A 20,074-nucleotide genomic window follows, 5' to 3' on the forward strand; every position below is an offset into this window, starting at 1 on the left:
CCAGACCCCTCATACACAAAAGTATTGACAAGCCCTCGATGACGGGTACCGCAACGCCGCCGAGTTCCTGCGCGCCAGGCTCCGGATCGATATCCGCGAAGCCCGCCGCCGCCTGACCCAGGCCGCGCTCCTGCTGCCCGGGACCACCCTCACCGGCGAGACCACCACCCCACGCCACGAACACCTCGCCGCCGCGTTCGCCGCCACCGACGTGCCCTCCCGCTCAGCGACCATCATCACCACAGCCCTCGAACGCGTCGCCTTCATCGCCCACCCCGACACCCTCACCACCATGGAACACGCCCTGACCCGCACCGCCACCCACAACGACCCCGACTTCCTGGCCAAAACCGCCCAACACTGGATCAACCGCATCGACCACGACGGACCCGAACCCACCGAAGAAGAACTCCGCACCATCCAAGGAGCCTTCATCCGCAAACCCCGCCGCGGACTCCACCACATCGAAATCTTCGCCACCGACGAACAATACGAGACCCTCATCACCACCATGAACACCGCCACCAACCCACACCTAACCCCACACAACAACCCCAACACCACCAACAGCGCGGGCACTACCGCCATCCCCAGCACCACCACTACTGCCAGCCTCCCCAGCGCCGCCGGCAGCGGCTGGGGCGCTACTGCCAGCCCCAGCAACAGCACCACCACCGACGGCGTCCCCGCCCCGGACCGCGACCAACCCGGCAACACCGCCACCACCAGCGCCGTCAGCGCCGCCACCAGCGCCACAAGCGCCAAGACCGTCAGCGCCGCCAGCGTCAGCAACACCAGCACGGTCAGTGCCGTCGGGGTCAGCGGGAGCAGCACATCCGGGCCCGAGCTGGACCGCCGCTCCCGCGCCCAGAAACTCCTCGACGGTCTCATCACCGGCTGCAGCTACGCCTTGCGCACCGGCAAACTCCCCGCCAACGGAGGCCTCAAACCCCAACTCACCGTCACCATCGACGCCAACGACCTCTACCCCCGACTCCAAAACCCACCACACCAGCCAGACCTGGGCGGCTCCTCAGCCCGGCCGGGCAGCGCAACAGCGACCTTCACCGGCCCCATCCACGCCAGCACTATCCGCAAAATCGCATGCGACGCCGACATCCTGCCCGTCCTCCTCGGAACCAACGGACAAAAGTCCTCGACATCGGCCGCACCACCCGGATCTTCCCACCCCACATCCGCAAAGCCATCGCCGCCAGAGACCAAGGCTGCACCTTCCCCGACTGCACCATCCCCGCACCCTGGTGCGAAGCCCACCACATCACCTACTGGTCACAAGGAGGCACCACCAGCACCAACAACGGCACCCTCCTGTGCTCACACCACCACCACCTCATCCACAAAGAACAATGGAAAATCACCACCCACCAAGGCATCCCATGGTTCACACCACCACCCCACATCGACCCCACCCAAACACCCCAACGAAACCACCACCACACACCCCAACGAACATGACACCCTGTCCCAAAACAGGAAACACCCACGGCCACCCAGACACACTCCAGCCACCTGGCGCGCCCACAGCCACCCCTCCGCGCCTCCAGCCGCCCCTCCAGCCACCCCGCGTCTTCAGCCAGGGAGCCCGGGCCGTTGGGGCAATAAAACAACAGGACCCTCCGCAATCACGAAGGATCCTGTCACTCAGAACCGATATCAGTAACGGTGCTTGACTACACTCAGGTGCCCCTACACGAACGCCGACTTCCCGGTGACCGCCCGGGCAACAATGAGGGAGTTGATCTCGTAGCTGCCCTCGTAGGTGTAGAGGATCTCGGCATCACCGAAGAGCTTCCCCATCTCGTAATCCGTGGTGATGCCGTTACCGCCCAGCAGGGACCGGCCCATCGCCACGGAAGACCGTGCGAGGCGCGTCGTTGTGGCCTTTGCCATGGCGGCCTGCACCATTTCCAGTTTTCCCGCCTGTTGTATGCGGGCCAACTCAACCATCAGGGACAAGGATGCGTGGGCGTTGCCCAGGATGTCAGCGAGTTGCTGCTGAACCAGCTGGAATCTGGCCAGTTCCTTGCCGAACTGCAGGCGTTCAAGAGCGTAGGAACGCGCGACGTCGAACGCTGCCAGTTGAATACCCGCAGCCTGCCAGCCCACCCACGCCCTGGAATCCCGCAACAGTTCATTGGCCCGGGAGAACTCGGTGGCGCCTGGAAGGAGATTCGAAGCGGGAACCCGTACCTCGTCCAGGGTGATGTCCGCGTTTTGCATGATCCGGAGACCGATTTTGTTCGAGATCTTGGTAGCTGCGTATCCGGCGCGGTCAGTCTCCACGATGAACCCCTTGATGTGGCCGTCAGCCTCATCCCGGGCCCACACCAAGGCGAAGTCCGCGATGGTTCCGGCCCCGATCCAGCGCTTGGCACCGTTGATGACCCATTCCCCGCCGTCGCGCCGCGCCGTCGTCGAAAGTCCTCCGGCGATGTCCGAGCCATGGTCGGGTTCGGTCAGGGCGAAGGCTCCCAACACGGAAAAAGCCTCAAGCCCGGGAAGCCAGCGTTGCTTCTGCTCGGGCGAACCCAGCTCATGGATCATGCCGACGATGAGCTCGTTATGGATCCCGACCAGTGCCGACAGGGAGACGTCGGCCCGCGCTATCTCGGTGTACATGAGCCCTTTGAACAGCGTGGAGGAGCCATCGGTCTGCAGTCCTCCGAGCCCGAATTTCGCCATGTCGGCCAGCAGCCCGAACGGGAATTCCTCCCGGTTCCAGTAATCGATGCTGGCAGCCCTGACGCTTGCTTGAAGGAACTCCCGAACCTCCCGGTAGCGGGCCCGCTCCTCATCGGGAAGCAGGTCTACTACGTGCATCAGGTCCGCCTCTGGGTAGGGAGGGAGGGCGTTAGCGGGAGCGGCTCCACTTGTGGTGGATGCGGCTTTCTCGTCGAGCATGTGACCCCTTCGTCATGTCCGGCGCGGGCTCTTCCAAACCCTTGGATGTCCTAGTATATTGCAAGGTGATGTGGATCACTAGGTGGCAGAAATGCCTCTACCAGACGCGGGCACACTGCCCCACGAAAGGCGGACTATGACAGTCACCGATGACTTCCGCGCGGCCCGGAACCGCCTTCTCGAGCTCCGCGAGGACTACAAACAAGCGCACAGCGAGTTCCAGTGGCCCCGGTTTGAACACTTCAATTTCGCCCTGGATTGGTTCGACCAACTCGCCCAGGACCCGGCACGCCAGGACCAGCCCGCACTGGTGATCGTCGAACAGGACGGCAGCTCCACCCGCCGTACCTACCGGGAACTTTCACAGCGCTCCAACCAGCTCGCCAACTGGCTGCGCAGCCAGGGCGTTCAGCGCGGCGACCACATGATCATCATGCTCGGCAACCAGGTGGAACTCTGGGAACTCATGCTGGCCGGCATCAAGCTCGGCATCGTCATGATCCCCACCACCACGCTCATGGGTCCCCGCGACTTGCAGGACCGCGTGGAGCGTGGCGGAGCCGCCTGGGTTGCGGTCGGCAGCGCCAACATCGGCAAGTTTGCCGCCGTCGAGGGTAACTACGCGCTTATCGAAATCGGCGCGCAACGTACCGCTGCGGACGCCAGGCAGTATGCGGATTCGTACGACGCCGGCACGGACTTCACGCCCGACGCCCCGACCCGTGGGGACGAGACGCTGCTGCTGTACTTCACCTCCGGCACCACCTCCCGCGCCAAGCTCGTGGAGCACACCCACACTTCCTACCCGGTGGGCCATCTGTCCACCATGTATTGGATCGGCGTCGAGCCCGGAGACGTGCACCTCAATGTCGCCTCGCCGGGCTGGGCCAAGCACGCCTGGTCCAACGTCTTCACGCCGTGGATCGCGGAGGCGTGCGTCTTCATCTACAACTACGAACGCTTCGACGCCTCGGCCCTCATGGCACAAATGGACCGCGAGGGCGTCACCAGCTTCTGCGCCCCTCCCACCGTGTGGCGGATGCTGATCCAGGCCGACCTCAAGCAGCTCAAGAACCCGCCAGGCAAGGTGGTATCGGCGGGCGAGCCGCTTAATGCCGAGGTCATCGGCCAGGTGGAGGAAGCCTGGGGCGTCACCATCCGGGACGGCTTCGGCCAGACCGAATCTACGGTCCAGATCGCCAACACCCCGGCCCAGCCCGTGAAGATCGGCTCCATGGGGCGTCCGCTGCCCGGTTATGACGTCGTACTGGTGGACCCGTTCACGGGACAGGAAGCCAACGACGGCGAGCTCTGCTTGCGCTTGGACCCCCGGCCCGTGGGGCTCATGAAGGGCTACTTCGGCGACGAAGCGAAAACCGCGGAGGCCTTCCGGGACGGTTATTACCACACCGGCGACATGGCCAGCCGGGACGAGGCCGGCGTCATCACCTACGTCGGCAGGGACGACGATGTCTTCAAGTCCTCGGACTACCGGCTTTCACCCTTCGAGCTTGAAAGCGTCCTGATCGAGCACCCCGCAGTGGCGGAGGCCGCCGTCGTTCCTTCCCCTGACGCGGTCAAGCTGTCTGTCCCCAAAGCGTTCGTGGTCCTTGCTGCGGGCTATCAGCCGGGACCGGAGATCGCCGAAGATATCCTGCGGTACTGCCGCGAACACCTGGCACCGTTCAAGCGCATCCGGCGGCTCGAATTCGGCGAGCTGCCCAAGACGATCTCCGGCAAGATCCGCCGCGTGGAATTGCGCGGCACGGAGGTGGCCAGGCACAGTGACGGTCCGCTCCCGGCAGGTCTTGGGGTTGAATACACGGAGGAAGAATTCCCGAACCTGAAAGATTGACCTCTCAAAACCTGAAGGAGGCCCATGGGCAATCCACTCCCCCGCGACCCCATCGCCGACGCCCAACGCAACTGGGAACGGCACGGCTGGGGCGACGTCGCGGCGCCCATGGCAGCCATCACCGCCATCATGCGGACGCAGCAGATACTGCTCGCACGCATCGAGACGGTCCTCAAGCCCTTCGGCCTGACCTTCGCACGGTACGAGCTACTGGCACTCCTCAGCTTCGCCCGCAGCGGCGCGCTGCCCATGAATAAGGCGAGCGCGCTGCTGCAGGTGCATCCCACGTCGGTGACAAACGCCGTCGACCGTTTGGAGAAGGCCGCGCTCGTGGCGCGGTCGCCGCATCCCACCGACGGCCGCACCACGCTGATTGAGCTCACCGCGGAAGGCCGGACGCTGGCGAAGAGGGCGACGGCGGCACTGAACGCCGAGGTCTTCGGCAAGTCGGGCTTCACCGACGACGACGTCGATCACCTCATCCGCGTCCTGGGAACCTTCCGTAGGGACGCCGGAGATTTCACGGACGGGTAAGTCCTAGCCGGCGTTCCGCCGCGACACCAGGACCGGGCCGGGAGCATGATGCAGGACTGCGTGCGCAGTGGAGCCGATGGTCCCCTTGACGAGGCCGCGCCCCTTGGTGCCAACCACCACTATCCGGGCATCCGGCGCGGCTTGCAGGATGGCCCGGGGAACTGAGTGGTTAGCCAGCAGCTCTCCGGTCACAGTGGTTTGGGGTGCCAGTTCACGTGCCTTGCGGACGGCGGAATCCACGACGGCCTCGGCCGCCGGGTAGGAGTCGATCGGGTCGCGCAACCGCCGCAAGCCAGCAGGCTCGGGAACCACATGGACTACCTTTAGGTCCGCTCCTGTCACTGATGCCATGGTGCATGCGTCCTCGAGCGCTTCGGGCGAGCCGGCGTCGTCGATAGCCACAACGACCGGGCCATCCGGGTGGTCAACGGACCTGATCACGGCCACCGGACAGGACGCGGTGGCCGCCATCTCCAGACTGACAGAACCCACAAGCAAGCCAAGGAACCCGCCGAGTCCGCGGCTCCCCAGCACCAGCATCTCCGCGCCCACGGACAGTTTGCCCATGTGGTCCCTGGGCATGCCGTGAAGGAGGGTGGTGGTCACATCCACGGAAGGTTCGGATTCTTTCACCACCGCCAGGCCCTCTTCAAGGACTCGTTCGGCGGCCCGTTCCAGCCCGCTGTCGGCGACGCCGGGAACCGGGCCAAGGTCGGAGGTCACAAGGATCCAGAGCGAGCAGTGAACCAGGTGGAGTTGGCAGCCACGCAGCACGGCTTGGCGGGCAGCCCACGTTACGGCCTGCTTCGCTTCCGTGGAACCGTCATAACCAACCACTATTTGTTTGGAGTCCGTCATGGCCAGAGCATACGACGGAATCCGGAGTGCGGGCCAGCGTAGGGCCTAGGGATTCCGGAGTTCGTCCAACGTCAGGTCCAGAATTTGGAGGTCGGTGTTGGCCACAGTCATGAGTCCGCGCACAAAGGCCTCGAATTCCTCGAGGCCTGCCATCCCTCCCCGGGCGAAGAACTCAATCCACAACTCGGTAAGCGACACGTCTCCGGCGGCGAGGATACTTGATGCCTCGCGCCGGATTACTTCCTGATCGATCACTTCCGGAACCTTCCGCTCTGCCATACCGCCACCCCCATTGGCTAGCTTTGCTTCTTTCTCCGTCACGGCACGACCATATTATCAGCATGCTTAGTAATCAACCACTTCTCGTCAACACATGCTTCGGGGACCTCCGAAAAGTCGGTCCAATGCCATTCTTTGGGGCAGGCAAAATTGTCACAGAACTGCCAGGACACAGCCGTCCTTCTTCCAGTCGTCGGGATGATCCGTCTATGAAGAAGGGTTCGGCGTGGATTCGTGTCGCCGCAGCGGCCGGAAAGTTAGCGCGTGAGCGTATAGATCAGCGCCGAAACGAGCGAAAGGGCGGCAATTCCGTAACCGATCACCAATGCAGAAACCGCGAGCGCCCGCCCGCGTTCTTGCCGCTGCCCAATCTGGTTCAGGGCCACGTGCCCGGCGCCAACGGCGAAGACGGCGATGATGGCCATGCCGGCAAGGAACAGCCCCACCACGGCAAGGGCTGCAATACCGGCTGACACAATAGAAAGGGTATTCACCGGTGTGCCCGCTTCGGATGACTCAGCAGGGTCCACCGATTCGGCGCGAACGTTCTCCGTTGACATGTTTCTCCCCTATGTGGTCTGTTGCAGGCCCTCTTGTGAACAGGAGTCTATCCGGGCACCCCACCTATTCCGCGCTGCGGGCCCGGGTCTGCGCGCCCCGCACCCGAAAAATGACGCCGGCCCCACGCGATCGGACCAGGGCCCCACACGCTCGGACCAGGGGCCTCACACGATCGAATCAGGCGTCACACGATCGAATCAGGCCTTTAGCGGTGTTTGAATTCCGGTTCGCGCTTTTCCGTGAAGGCTGCCATGCCTTCCTTTTGGTCCTCTGTGGCAAACAGGGAGTGGAACACCCGCCGTTCAAAGAGCACGCCCTGGGCCAACCCCATTTCGAACGCCGCGTTGACTGCTTCCTTGGCCACCATGGCAGCCGGCTTCGACTTCGATGCAATGGTCTCGGCGGCTTTTATTGCCTCCTCAACGACCTCCGCAGCGGGAACCACCCGGGAAACGAGCCCGGAGCGTTCGGCTTCCTCCGCGTCCATGAAACGCCCTGTGAGCACCATGTCCATGGCTTTGGCCTTGCCCACTGCGCGGGTAAGCCTCTGGGAACCGCCCATCCCCGGGATAACACCCAGGTTTATTTCCGGTTGCCCGAACTTCGCGTTGTCCCCGGCGATGATGAAGTCAGCCATCATCGCCAGCTCACATCCGCCGCCGAGTGCGAACCCGGACACGGCGGCGATGACGGGGATCCGCAAGCGCGTGAGGTCTTCCCAATGCCGGAACCAATCCGCCGCGTACATGTCCATGTAGGTGTTGGCGGACATTTCCTTGATGTCCGCCCCCGCTGCGAAGGCTTTGGCGGAACCGGTGATGACCACGGCCCCCACCCCGGGATCGCGGTCCATGTCGGTCACGGCTTCAACGAGTTCGTTCATCAAGGCCGTGTTCAGCGCGTTCAACGCCGAAGGCCGGTTCAGCGTTATCAGGCCAACGCGGCCACGGCGCTCCACCATGATGTTCCGGTACTGGGCTACGTCCTGGTGGTGCTGGGTCACTCCGCGTCCTTCTTCCGTAGTTTCCGTAGTCGTCGTAGTTTCCGTAATAGTCGTCATGCCACCCTATTCCCCCGCCGGACCGTCGCCGCCGGCAGCACCCGGGGATTGCGACTTCTCCCGGATATCCGTGATGATCCCGGAGAAGTCCCGGGCAGCACCCTCCCCGGCGGCAAAGGCGTCGTAAATCCTGGAGGCCAGCGGCCCCATTTCGGCAGCAACGCCCGTACTTTCCAGCGCATTCACCGCCAGCCGGAGATCCTTTGCCATCAATGCCCCCGCGAACCCGGGCTGGTAATCGCGGTTGGCGGGACTGGTGGGAACCGGGCCCGGAACAGGACAGTTGGTTGTGAGGGCCCAGCATTGGCCGGACGCGTTGGAAGCGACGTCGAACAACGCCTGGTGTGTCAGTCCCAGCTTCTCGCCGAGGACGAAAGCCTCGGCCACGGCGATCATGGAGACTCCCAGGATCATGTTGTTGCACACCTTCGCAGCCTGGCCGGCGCCGTGGTCCCCGCAATGCACAATCCGCTTGCCCATGAGCTCCAGGATCGGCTTCACGGTCTCGAAGTCCCCGGGCAGTGCGCCCACCATGAACGTCAGCGTCCCGGCTTCGGCACCCACCACGCCTCCGGACACCGGCGCGTCCACGCTTCGGTGTCCTGCAGCCACGGCCAGGGACGCAGCTTCCCTGGCCTCGTCAACGTTGATGGTGGAGCAATCCAGGAACAGCGTGTCCGGTTGCGCCACGCTGAGCAGTCCCGGCTCTCCCACTCCCCGGTAGGCGTCCAGGACGTGCTTCCCGCTGGGCAGCATGGTCAGGACCACGGCAGCCTCCCGCACGGCGTCGGCGGCCGTGTCAGCCATGGGGATGCCATGTGCCACCGCAGCCTCCACTGCTGCTGGAACGGGGTCGTACCCCACCACCTCATGCCCGGCCTTAATCAGGTTGGCGGCCATGGGGCCGCCCATATGCCCAAGGCCCAGGAAGGCGATGAGTCCCGTTGCCGATGCTGCATTTTCTGTCATGATCGTCTCCTCCAACTGGACGGCAGTAGCCTCAACGTGATCGGCCCGGCTTCAACCCGACTGGACCGGCGTAGCGGAAAGCCCCAACTCATGCTCGCCGAGCGAGGCAAAGTAGCCCTCGACGTCGGACTCGTGGACGTCGGCGAGGGTGGCCGGTTTCCACTGTGGATTCCGGTCCTTGTCCACCACTTGCGCCCGGATTCCCTCGCGGAAATCGGGGCCGGAGAGGCAGCGGAGCCCAACCCGGTATTCCTGGTCCAGCGCCTCTTCCAAGGACAGCCCCCGCACCCGCCGCAGGGACGCCAAGGTGACCTTCACCGACGTCGGCGACTTTGCCGTGATGGTGTCCGCAGCGTCGGCGGCCTCACCTCCGGCCTCGCGCAGGCGGTGCACGATCTCTTCCGCGTCGTCTGCTGCGTAGCAGGAATCGATCCAATCCCGCTGCGCCGCGAGAGCCGAGTCCGGCGCAGCTTGGGCAAAGCGCACGACGGCGTCTTCCGGCGTCGAGCTTTCCAGCGCTTCAGCGAGTGCCGGGAGGCTTTCGGACGGGACGAAGTAGTCCGCGAGTCCCAGGAACAGGGCGTCCGCCCCGGACAGGTGCGCGCCCGTGAGCGCGGCGTGGGTTCCGGTTTCCCCGGGGGCGCGGGAGAGCAGCAGGGTTCCGCCGACGTCGGGCACGAACCCGATGGTGGTTTCGGGCATCCCCGTGCGCGTCCGTTCAGTGACGATGCGAACTGAGCCGTGCGCGGAAACTCCTACGCCACCACCCAGCACCAACCCGTCCATGAAAGCGACGTACGGCTTGGGATAGTTGGCGATGAGAGCATTGAGGCGGTACTCATCGGCCCAGAAATCAGCGGTTTCCGAGCCGCCGTGCAGCATGTCCTTGTAGATGGCGACGATGTCTCCCCCGGCGCAGAGGCCCCGATCGCCGGCGCCTCGCACCAACACCGCAGCAACGGATTCGTCGTCAGCCCAGGCAGCCAACTGCTGCAACATGGCTTTCACCATGCCGGCATTGAGGGCGTTGACTGCCCGGGGCCGGTTGAGCGTCACGATGCCGAGGTGACCGCGCCGCTCGAAAAGAACTTCTTCCTGCTGCACTTCTTCGATGATCTGCTCTCCCATCAGCTGCCTGCCGGCATCACGAAGCTGGCGCCCTGGCGGATGCCGGAGGGCCACCGCGAGGTGACGGTCTTGGTCTTGGTGTAGAAGCGGAAGGCGTCGGCGCCATGCTGGTTGAGGTCGCCGAACCCGGACGCCTTCCACCCGCCGAACGTGTAGTAGGCAATCGGGACGGGGATGGGAACATTGATGCCCACCATGCCCACTTCCACGCGGCTGGCGAAGTCGCGGGCGGAGTCGCCGTCGCGGGTAAAGATTGCGACGCCGTTCCCGAACTCGTGCTCGCTGCAGAGCCTGAGCGCTTCGTCGTAGTCGGCCGCCCGGAGGACGCTCAGGACAGGACCGAAAATCTCCTCCTTGTAGATCTTCATATCTTTGGTGACGTTGTCGAAGAGGGTGGGGCCCACCCAGAAGCCGCCGTCGTATCCCTCAACGGTGAGGCCGCGGCCGTCTGCCACCAAGGTGGCGCCCTCGTCCACGCCGGACTGGATGTAGCCCTCGATCCGTTCCTTCGCAGACGCCGCGACCACCGGCCCGAAGTCCGCGTCCTTGTCCAGGCTGTGCCCGACCCGGAGTTCCTTGACCCTCTCGGTGAGCTTGGCAACAAGGGCGTCCGCTGTTTCCTGCCCCACCGGGACGGCTACGGAGATGGCCATGCACCGCTCCCCGGCGGAACCGTACCCGGCACCAATCAGGGCGTCCGCGGCCATGTCCAGGTCGGCGTCGGGCATGATCACCATGTGGTTCTTCGCCCCGCCGAAGCACTGTGCGCGCTTGCCGTGCGCGGCCGCCGTAGCGTAGATGTACTGGGCGATCGGCGTGGAACCAACAAAGCCGATCGCCTTGACCCGCGGGTCCTCAAGAAGGGCGTCCACGGCTTCCTTGTCACCGTTGATGACGTTGAAGACGCCGTCCGGAACGCCGGCTTCGCTGTAGAGCTCGGCGAGCCGCAGCGGCACGGAGGGGTCCCGCTCGGACGGCTTGAGGATGAAGGCATTGCCGGCAGCGAGCGCCGGTCCCGACTTCCACAACGGAATCATGGCCGGGAAGTTGAAGGGCGTAATGCCGGCAACAACACCCAGCGGCTGCCTCAGGGAGTGGACATCGATCCCCTGGCCTGCGCTGTCCGAGAATTCGCCCTTGAGCAGATGCGGCGCCCCGGCGGAGAACTCCACCACTTCGATGCCCCGCTGGATATCTCCCTTGGCGTCCGCAAAAGTCTTCCCGTGTTCGGAGGAGAGGAGCTTGGCCAGTTCGTCCATGTTGTCATTGACGAGGTCCACGAACTTCAGCAGGATGCGTCCCCGCCGCTGCGGGTTCATGGCAGCCCATTCGAGTTGGCCCTTTTCGGCGTTCGCGACGGCGTTGCGCACCTCCTCGGCGCTGGCCAGCGGCAGGCGGGCCTGGACTTCGCCGGTGCAGGGATCGTAGACATCGCTGAACCGCCCGGAGGTACCGTCGATCCTTTGGCCGCCTACGTAGTGTGAAAGCTCGCGCACCATAGTGGAAATGCTCCTTTGCATCATTAGTGACTGCCGTGCCGATCAATACCGCACAACACGTCCGGAACACCTGCGTGCATGTGATCCAGATCATCTCTGCAGCCGAATATACTCGGACTTCCTACTAATTTCCAGAGGGCCGCTGCGGAAGGAACGAGGCATGCTCCCGCAGGCCTGGAGGCCGCCTAATGCACCTCGCGCAGCTCCTTGTAGGCATCCAGCGCGTCCTGCCTCGACGCTTTCAAATCCACGATTTCCGCCGGGTAATCGGGGGTGCCGAACTCCTTAATCCACTGCGCGATGTACTTGCCCTGCGGGTCGAACCGCACGCGCTGGGCCTCGGGGTTAAAGATGCGGAAGAAGGGCGAGGCGTCAGCCCCCGAGCCTGCCACCCACTGCCAGTTGGCAGGGTTGGACGCCGGATCCGCATCCACCAGCGTGTCCCAGAACCATTGCTCGCCCAGCTGCCAATGGATCCCCAGGTTCTTCACAAGGAAGCTCGCGGCCACCATACGTACCCGGTTGTGCATCCAGCCGGTTTCCCACAGTTGCCGCTGTCCCGCATCAACCAGGGGGAACCCCGTTCGCCCCTTTTGCCATGCCCGGAGCTCTTCCGGGGCCGACTCATGCCCGGGGTGCCGAGCGTCGTCGCCGGCAGAAGCGCCGGCAGACGCTCCGACAGAAGCGCCGGTAGACGCTCCAGGCCAAGCCCACGGGAACCTGTCGAACTCGCTGCGCAGGTTGGCCGTGGCCAAGGTCGGGTTGTGGAAGTACTGGTGCCAGCAGAATTCGCGCCAGCCCAACTCCGACGCGAAGATCGTGGCACTTTCGGACCGCTTGGAAGATATTGCCTGCCACACCTCGAAGGGGCTGAGTTCACCCCAGCGCAGGTACGGCGACAGGCTGCTGCTGCCATCGGTGTCCGGACGGTTCCGCCCTTCACTGTAGGAATCCAGCCCGTTGCCCACGAACTCCTTCAGGCGGGCATGGCCGGCTGCGGACCCGGGAGTCCACCGGGCGGCCAACCCTCCGGACCAATCCGGTTTGATGGGCAGCAACTGCCAACTCTCCAGGGAGTCGTACCGCGGAAGCGTGCCGGTGAACCCATGGCCACGAGCGGGAAGCGGCAGTGGTTCGCGGAATTCCTGAGCAGACACCGCCTTCCAGAACGGGGTGAACACCTTGTACTGGGTGCCGGTCTTGGTGCTGACCTTCCACGGCTCGTGGAGCAGGGTGGCTTGGAAACTCTCCACGTGCAGCCCGGCCTCAACCGCCCAGCCCTTGATCCCGGCGTCGATGGTCCGTTCCATCTCGCCGTACCGCCGGTTCCAGAACAGCGCGCCCGCACCCACCGCCGTCGTGGTTTTCTGCACCACCTCAGCAGCGGGTCCGCGGCGCAAGAGAAGGGGTATTCCCAACGCGTCCAGGTCCTGCCGGAGGGCGAGCAGGGAATGGTGCAGCCACCATTTTGCTGCTCCGCCGTGCGGCCGGATGCCCGGCGACTCCTCGTCCAGGACGTAGAGCGCCACTGCCGCTCCATCGTCGACGGCGGCCCGCAAGGCCGGGTTGTCCCTGACCCGGAGGTCGTCGCGGAACCAGACGATGGATGGTTTCACTTGCGCCCCTTACCGCCGGTACACCGACTGCTTAAATGGCTGATGCCCTTAGGAACGAATCCTAAGGGCATCAGCTGAAGATAAACCTAGACGGCCTTGGCAGGCAGGACGACGTCCCCGCCATCTTCGACTTCCGTCACGGGAATCGGCGGAACGATTACTTCCACTACTTCGTCCGGGATGCTGTTGAGTACGTAGTCGCGGGCGGCGTCGCCAATCATCCGGAGCCCCGGGTAATACCGCACGCCATCGCGCTTCTCGTGTTTTACTCCGCTGGTGCGCACGGACGTGCGGAATGCACTGTCCGGAACGGGAACCTTGTTTCCAAGGACGCACCAACTGATGTAGAGGCCGTACAAGGCCTCGAAGTCCAGGCCTTCTTCGCTGTCTTCTTCGTATATAACGCATTCGCGAAGGAACGCGCCGATCTGGGTGTCCGTCATTACAGAGTCCTCCGGCGTACTTCTTTACAACCGCCGGTCTGCATCAGCGAATACTGCAACTCTCATTGTAACCGCCATTCGCTTCGGATAAGAGGGTTCACGGTGAACTCCGGGTTTACTTCAGGTGGCTGACGGGTGCCTGGCTGGTGCCCGATCGGGTGCCTGACGGGCATCAGGGTGGATGCCGCAACCGGCGCCGGACATCCCAGGCTCTGGTGTCCCACAGCCCTCCGGCGTACCGTCAACTACATCCCGGCCCGCGCTGTTCGAAGGACAATCCCATGACCGGTTGGAATACGGAAACGGCTGCCGGACCGCTGGGCGCCGGGACCATCACGCTCGTGGAAGGCTCGTCCTTCTGCATCTCCGGACCCAACGGGGACATCCACCCGGACCTGCCCCAAGGCGTCTTCCACCTGGACACCCGGATCCTTTCCCGCTGGCAGCTCCGCATCAACGATCAGCCCTTGGAGCCGCTGGCGGCCGAACTGAAGGAACCGTACCGCGCCCTCTTCGCCTGCCGGGTTCCCCGTCCCGACGGCTACGCAGACAGCCCGCTCCTGGTGGAACGTCTGCGCGAAGTGGGGGCGGGGATCCTGGAAGAAATCACCGTCCGGAACTACTCGAGGCAACCTGCCCGCTGCACCATCACCCTCACCGCAGAGGCGGACTTCGCAGACCTCTTCGAAGTCAAGGAAGCCCGTATCACCCGCGTATGGAAGGAAACCCGGCGGGTGGAGAACGACTCCCTGGAGATCAGGGGTCAGTGGGAAGGGTTCCGGAAGTCGGTGATCATTCGGGGCGAAGGCGCCGGGGCCGGTTCCAAGGCCCTCGGCTTCAGGGTCACCATCCCGGCGTTCGGGCAATGGAACACCCGGGTCAGCGTGCTCCCGGCGGCAGAGGGCAAGCCTTTCAGCCATCCGTCACGGGGTGAGTTGTCGCCCAGCGACCGGCGCCGGCAGGAATGGGTGGCCAAGATTCCCGTCCTGCAGATTGGCAACCGTTCCATCCAGCGCACCCTGCGCCGGAGCTATGAGGACCTCGGGGCCCTGCGCATCCAGGACCCGGACCACCCGGAGAGGGTGGTGGTGGCTGCGGGAGCTCCGTGGTTCATGACGTTGTTCGGCAGGGACTCCTTGTGGGCCTCGGAGATGGCGTTGCCGGTGGATCCTTCCCTCGCCCTGGGCACGCTCCGCACGTTGGCCGACCGGCAAGGCAAGGAAGTAAACACTGACACGGAAGAGGAACCCGGGAAGATCCTCCACGAGGTCCGCCTGGACGTCAGCAGCGGCCAGGCCTTGCGGGGCAGTTCGGCCTACTACGGCAGCGTCGACGCCACTCCCCTCTTCATGGTTGCGGTGGGGTCCGTGAGCCGCTGGGGCTTCGCCAAGGACACCATCGCCGAACTCCTGCCCAACGCCGACCGCGCCCTCGACTGGATCCGTCACTACGGCGACCGGGACGGCGACGGGTATGTGGAATATGGCCGCCCCAACCAGCACGGCCTCATCAACCAGGGGTGGAAAGACTCCTGGGACGGCATCAACTTCGCTGACGGTACCCTCGCTGAGGCGCCTATCGCCTTGGCCGAGGTACAGGCGTACGTGCACGGCGCCTACGTGGCGCGCGCCTGGATGGCTTACGACGACGGCGACCTCGCCTTGGCCTCGGAGCTGCGGGAACGCGCTGACCGGCTCAAACAGAAATTCAATGAGGACTTCTGGATGCCGGACAAGGGCTACTACGCTGTTGCCCTCGATAAGGACAAGCGCCAAGTGGATGCCTGCGCTTCGAACATGGGCCATTGCCTGTGGTTCGGGCTCATGGACGAAGACAAGGTTCCCTCGGTCGTGGAGCACCTGATGTCTCCGAAGATGTTCAGCGGTTGGGGCGTGCGGACCCTGGCCACGGACATGGCCGCCTATAACCCGGCCAGCTACCACAACGGCTCAGTGTGGCCGCACGACAATGCGATCATCATGTCCGGGCTCCTGCGCTACGGCTACATCGAAGAAGCACAGAGGATCGGCACAGCACTCCTGGAAGCCGCGGAGTATTCGGACGGCAGGCTTCCCGAGCTTTTCTGCGGCTTCGACCGGGCCAGGTTCACCGAGCCGGTGCCCTACCCCACCGCCTGTTCACCCCAAGCCTGGGCCGCGACCACGCCCATCCACGTAGTGACCAGCCTGATGCGGTACGACACCCACATTTCGCTGGGCGGCATATGGCTGGATCCGGTCCTGCCAAACGACTTCGGGGATGTCCACATCAGCAACGCCCCCATGGGGGATGCGCGGATCACGATCGATGCTTCAGGCACCGACGCCACGGTCCGCGGCATCCCCGAGGGCCTCACTGTCTACCGCGGACAACGCCCCTGGATGTCCGAGTTGGTTGAACAGCCGCAACTGTGGCGGCCGGACACGCTGCATCGCTCCGGTGATGCGGCAAACCGGGGCGATGCACCCGCCTAGCTTGAGGAGACAAGCCCTCTAAGCGTCGATCACCATATCCGTCTTGGCCGTGGAACAGCAGGGCAGGAACTTGCCCGCATCGATTTCGCGTTTCCGGATCCCGCCCTGGTGGTTCATGTCGATGTCGCCCGACAACTTGACCACCTTGCAGGAACCGCACATTCCTTCCTTGCAGTTGGCGCCGATCCTGACACCCGCACGCTGGGCCACCTCGAGGATGGGCTCCGTGGGGTCGATCCGCACGTTGATGCCGGTGCGCATGAAGGACAACGTGAGGCTCCCGGTTCCCACCGTGTCGAAGCTCGAAGCATCGGGAGTCTCCGCTTCGGCCTCCGGCGAGGTGCCCGAACCGCCGTCGTTGGCTTCCGCACCGGACGTCGCGTCGGCGTCGACCGCTTCGAGCGGCAGGCCCGTGGCTTCCAAGGTGCCGTCTGCGTCGTACCTCGGCTCGTAGAGACCGAAAGCCGCAGGCTGGCTCTCGAAGTAATCCTCGGCGGAGTCGGCGATTTCCTCGGCAATTTCTTCTGCGATGTCCGTGGCGAGGGCCACTTCGGCCGCGTATTCAAGGAGCGTCTGGCGGTCACCGGAGAAGAACTCCATGTAGATGGAGGTGTCGTCCACGCCGACCTTCTTCAGGAGCTCCGTGGCGGTGTTCAGGTAGCCCTCGGGACCACAGGCGTAGACCTGGCGTCCGTTGGCGTCAGGGGCCACCTCGTCAATCATGGCCGAGGTCAACCGTCCGGTGAGGCCATCCCAACCGTCGGGCTTGCTGCGGTCACCCAGGGAGTAGAAGACCCGGATCCGCGAGTCCACGGAAGCGATGTAGGCGAGCTCCCGGTGGAAGGCGAAGCCGCCGGCTTCCGCGCCGTGGTAGAGCACCACGACATCCGCGTGGCCCGGCAGGGAATGGATGGTCCGGACCATGGACATGATGGGCGTGATGCCGGCCCCGGCTGCGAGCAGCAGGTAACGGGCGCGCCGGTCCGCATCCGGCAAGTGGAAGGCGCCGACCGGCCCGAGCATCTCCAGCACAGTGCCCGGCTTGACGTTCTCATGCACCCACGGCGAGACCAGGCCGCCGGCGTCGCGCTTGACGCTGATGCTGAAGGTCCACGGCTCGGTAGGCGAGCTGGACAACGAATAGCTGCGGTCCACAGGTTCGTGCTCCTCGCCGTTCACGGGGAACGCGATGTTGACGTACTGCCCGGCACGGAAAGCAAGGGGTGCGCCGTCGCAGCGCCGGAACACGAACGTCATGAGGCCGCCCGCTTCCGGGATGGTCTCCACGCATTCGGCCGTGAACTCCTGGGGGTGCCAGGGACCCAGGGCGCGGGCTGCCCGGGCGGGGGCGTCGCTGCTGCCCATCACCCTGTTCCACGGCATCTCGAGTCCGCGGATGCGCTGTGGCTCCTGGACGGCCGTTTCGGTGAGGAGTTCCGTCATGCCAAGTGCTCCTGGACGCGCTGCACGTACCAGTTGATGAAGGCCTCAACCTGGTACTCGCTCTTCATGTACGGGCCGGGTTCGTAGGCGGGGCTGCCTGCACCCGTCTGGCACAGCTCAACGAAGGCCTTGTCCTGGAGGTTGGTCTGCTTCCAGGTGTAGGTGAGCTTGTCCAGATCGTAGTCCACGCCTTCCACGGCGTCGTCGGCAACCAGCCACGTGGTGCGGACCAGGGACTGGTGTTCGTTGATGGGGAAGACGCCGAAGGTGATGACGTGGTCGCCCAGGAAGTGGAACCAGCTGTTGGGCTGCAGGTGCATCGAGCAACGGCCCAGGCGGAAGTCGGGCAAGTCGCCGAGCAGCTTCTTGGACAGGCGGCGTCCGTCGGCCGAGAACGATTCGCCTTCGCCGTCGAGGGATTCGCGGGAGATGCGGATACCTGCAATGCGGGTGTCCAGCTCTTCCACTACCTCATAGGGCAGGCCGTAGCGGCGGCAACGCTCTTCGAGGGAGGCCTGAGCTTCCTTGTTGCGGTCCCAGACTTCTTCGAGGTGGGTGGGGATAAGGCCCTCGGTCAGGCCCCAGGTGGGGAACAGGGAGCAGGCAAGTTCCGGGTGGCCGTCACAGTGGTAGCACTCACGGTTGTTCTCCATGACGAGCTTCCAGTTGCCCTCTTCGATGATGTTCTGCTGGTAGGCAATCTTCGTCTTGGACAGATCGTGCGGCGCCAGGTAGGGCTCAAAGATCTTGGAGGTCTCATCAAAGTCTGTTGGCGGCTCGTCGGCGATGCAAACGAAGATGAGTCCGGCAACCTCGCGGCTGTGGGCGCGCTTGAGGGCGAAGCAGTTCTTGTCGAACTTGGCCTCGCCGGGAGCGGAAGCGTGGATCAGGTTGCCCTCGGGCGAATAGGTCCAGGAGTGGTAGCCGCAGACCAGGTTTCCGGTGGAACCAGCCGACTCCGTCAGGACGCGCGCACCGCGGTGGCGGCACACGTTGTGCAGGACGTTGACTTCGCCGTCATCGTTGCGGAGAACGATCAGCGAGTAGGGTCCGTAGTCCACGGTGATGTAGTCGCCCGGCTCGGGCAGTTCGGCAACACTGCCCGCGTAGATCCAGTGCTGGCCGAAGATGGCCTCCATGTCCACCTTGAAGATGGTCGGATCCGTGTAGAACGGGGCATCAAGGGAATAGCCCGTGCGCCGGAACTCAAACAACGCGCTGATTTCAGCCAGCTGATCGGCAGGCAATGATGAAACGATCTTTCCGCGTGATGCAGGAGCGACGTTCACTGGAGCAGTCATGGGTTTCCTCCCGGGAGGCTGGGTCATTAAGTAGTTCATGGGGACCGCGGTGCGTCATCGCAACCGCCTTTGTCGAAGTCTTCGTAGTACGAGATTAGGGACGATTGAACTGCAACAAAAGCGCAATATTTAGGAGATAACCGTGCACTTTCTGTGCATGATTGATTCATGATCGATCCACGGCTCCACACCCTTCGCGTCTTTGCCCGCTGCGGCACCGTGGGGGCTACTGCCGAACTCACCGGCTACTCCCCTTCCGCCGTCTCCGCACAGTTGCGGGAGCTCCAGCGCGTACTGGGAATGCAGCTCTTGACAAAGGACGGCCGCGGGGTGCGACTCACCGCCACGGGCCGCTTCCTGGTTGCCGGTTCGGATGGCCTGGTTGCCGAGTGGGAAAGCCTGCGTGCCGCCGCCATGGCCGCCGGCGACCAGGTCCAGTCCCATTTTGGACTCGGGGGGTTTTCGACGGCGGCAGCCCAGTTGCTGGCGCCCCTCGCCGCGACATTGCGCTCGACGCGGCCGCTGTTGGAAGTCCAGGTACTCGAGGCAGACCCGTCGCGTTGCTTTGATTTGCTCGTGGCAGAACGGATCGACCTGGCCGTGATCGTCGCCATGCAATCCGATAGCTACGGGGAGGACGATCCGCGCTTCGAGCAAACGTTCCTGTTGGATGACCCCTTGGACGTCATCATTCCCGGCGACCATCCGTTGGCCTCCCGGGAAACAGTCACCTTGGAAGAACTGGCATCGGAGCCGTGGATCACCGAAACTGCCGGATCCACCTACCACGCACTGTTTACCGCCGCCTTCACCGCAGTGGGAGTCACGCCGCGGATAGCCCATGAAGCCGTTGAATGGGAGACACAGATCGCCTTTGTGGGGGCCGGCCTGGGCGTCGGCCTGCTTCCGCGGCTGGCACCCCTGCACAACGCGGAGAACGTCGTTCGACTGCGCATCACGGGCAAGGGAAAGCCGGCCCGCCGGATTGTGGCAGCGGTGCGACGGGGCAGCATCGGCTCGCCCTTGATCAAGGAATCCTTGGAGATCCTTCAGGGCACGGCGCAACGGCTCCTTAAGACCAGGTTGGAAGACGAGTCCTGATTTGGAAGACGAGTCCTGATGAAGCGGAAAC

The 20,074-nt window shown here is 64.1% G+C and carries 16 protein-coding genes and 1 pseudogene; 5 read left to right on the top strand and 12 right to left on the bottom strand.

From position 1 onward, the window contains the following. Positions 1-34: 34 nt before the first annotated feature. Positions 35-1,476, top strand: a pseudogene (locus tag HMI59_RS18650) (DUF222 domain-containing protein); the annotation flags it as partial. 231 nt (positions 1,477-1,707) lie between these two features. On the opposite strand, the gene HMI59_RS18655 reads toward HMI59_RS18650, so the two are convergent. Further along, positions 1,708-2,922, bottom strand: a complete 1,215-nt coding sequence (locus HMI59_RS18655; protein WP_193592163.1) for an acyl-CoA dehydrogenase family protein — start codon at positions 2,920-2,922, stop codon at positions 1,708-1,710. 136 nt (positions 2,923-3,058) lie between these two features. Here HMI59_RS18655 and HMI59_RS18660 point away from each other — a divergent pair, with 136 nt between their 5' ends. Together HMI59_RS18660 and HMI59_RS18665 are read left to right on the top strand one after the other, a co-directional pair. Then, positions 3,059-4,777: an AMP-binding protein gene (locus HMI59_RS18660; RefSeq protein WP_166186702.1), complete on the top strand. Its 1,719-nt coding sequence runs from the start codon at positions 3,059-3,061 to the stop codon at positions 4,775-4,777. A 24-nt stretch (positions 4,778-4,801) separates the two neighbouring features. Further along, positions 4,802-5,311, top strand: a complete 510-nt coding sequence (locus tag HMI59_RS18665) for a MarR family winged helix-turn-helix transcriptional regulator (RefSeq protein WP_021471053.1) — start codon at positions 4,802-4,804, stop codon at positions 5,309-5,311. Between the two features lie 3 nt (positions 5,312-5,314). Here the strand turns inward: HMI59_RS18665 and HMI59_RS18670 are convergent, their stop codons facing one another. The 9 genes from HMI59_RS18670 to HMI59_RS18710 form a co-directional block, all read right to left on the bottom strand. Continuing rightward, positions 5,315-6,169 carry a universal stress protein gene (locus HMI59_RS18670; protein WP_193592164.1) on the bottom strand — a complete coding sequence of 285 codons (855 nt, stop codon included), beginning with the start codon at positions 6,167-6,169 and terminating at the stop codon, positions 5,315-5,317. Between the two features lie 45 nt (positions 6,170-6,214). Beyond that, entirely contained in the window at positions 6,215-6,490 is a 276-nt protein-coding gene (locus HMI59_RS18675) for a hypothetical protein (protein WP_193592165.1), read from the bottom strand. Between the two features lie 215 nt (positions 6,491-6,705). Next, positions 6,706-7,008, bottom strand: a complete 303-nt coding sequence (locus tag HMI59_RS18680) for a DUF4190 domain-containing protein (RefSeq protein ID WP_193592166.1) — start codon at positions 7,006-7,008, stop codon at positions 6,706-6,708. 206 nt (positions 7,009-7,214) lie between these two features. Then, entirely contained in the window at positions 7,215-8,012 is a 798-nt protein-coding gene (locus HMI59_RS18685; RefSeq protein WP_370583526.1) for an enoyl-CoA hydratase, read from the bottom strand. Positions 8,013-8,075: 63 nt separating this feature from the next. Then, positions 8,076-9,038, bottom strand: coding sequence for a 3-hydroxyisobutyrate dehydrogenase (mmsB, locus tag HMI59_RS18690; protein WP_193592167.1), 963 nt, complete (start codon positions 9,036-9,038; stop codon positions 8,076-8,078). A 51-nt stretch (positions 9,039-9,089) separates the two neighbouring features. Beyond that, positions 9,090-10,166 (bottom strand): enoyl-CoA hydratase/isomerase family protein, encoded by a 1,077-nt coding sequence (locus HMI59_RS18695; protein WP_193592168.1) that lies wholly within the window; start codon positions 10,164-10,166, stop codon positions 9,090-9,092. Beyond that, on the bottom strand, positions 10,166-11,665 hold the full coding sequence (locus HMI59_RS18700) for a CoA-acylating methylmalonate-semialdehyde dehydrogenase (RefSeq protein ID WP_193592169.1): 1,500 nt from the start codon (positions 11,663-11,665) through the stop codon (positions 10,166-10,168). Before HMI59_RS18700 ends, HMI59_RS18695 begins: the two co-directional genes overlap by 1 nt. 185 nt (positions 11,666-11,850) lie before the next feature. Beyond that, complete coding sequence (locus HMI59_RS18705) at positions 11,851-13,281, bottom strand: deoxyribodipyrimidine photo-lyase (RefSeq protein ID WP_193592170.1); 1,431 nt, start codon at positions 13,279-13,281, stop codon at positions 11,851-11,853. Positions 13,282-13,367: 86 nt separating this feature from the next. After that, positions 13,368-13,724, bottom strand: coding sequence for a hypothetical protein (locus HMI59_RS18710; protein WP_166186694.1), 357 nt, complete (start codon positions 13,722-13,724; stop codon positions 13,368-13,370). Between the two features lie 281 nt (positions 13,725-14,005). Between HMI59_RS18710 and HMI59_RS18715 the strand changes: the two genes are divergently transcribed. Next, positions 14,006-16,198, top strand: coding sequence for an amylo-alpha-1,6-glucosidase (locus tag HMI59_RS18715; RefSeq protein ID WP_193592171.1), 2,193 nt, complete (start codon positions 14,006-14,008; stop codon positions 16,196-16,198). 18 nt (positions 16,199-16,216) lie between these two features. Here the strand turns inward: HMI59_RS18715 and HMI59_RS18720 are convergent, their stop codons facing one another. Next, positions 16,217-17,641: a ferredoxin reductase gene (locus tag HMI59_RS18720; RefSeq protein ID WP_193592172.1), complete on the bottom strand. Its 1,425-nt coding sequence runs from the start codon at positions 17,639-17,641 to the stop codon at positions 16,217-16,219. After that, the gene (locus tag HMI59_RS18725) at positions 17,638-18,942 is read right to left on the bottom strand and encodes an SRPBCC family protein (RefSeq protein WP_021471065.1); all 1,305 of its coding nucleotides are present in this window, start codon (positions 18,940-18,942) and stop codon (positions 17,638-17,640) included. Before HMI59_RS18725 ends, HMI59_RS18720 begins: the two co-directional genes overlap by 4 nt. Before the next feature lie 168 nt (positions 18,943-19,110). On the opposite strand from HMI59_RS18725, the gene HMI59_RS18730 reads away from it, so the two are divergent. Further along, positions 19,111-20,043 carry a LysR family transcriptional regulator gene (locus tag HMI59_RS18730; RefSeq protein ID WP_021471066.1) on the top strand — a complete coding sequence of 311 codons (933 nt, stop codon included), beginning with the start codon at positions 19,111-19,113 and terminating at the stop codon, positions 20,041-20,043. The last annotated feature ends 31 nt before the right edge of the window (positions 20,044-20,074 follow it).

The sequence above is a fragment of the Paenarthrobacter sp. YJN-5 genome (assembly GCF_015040095.1).
Taxonomy (GTDB): domain Bacteria; phylum Actinomycetota; class Actinomycetes; order Actinomycetales; family Micrococcaceae; genus Arthrobacter; species Arthrobacter ureafaciens.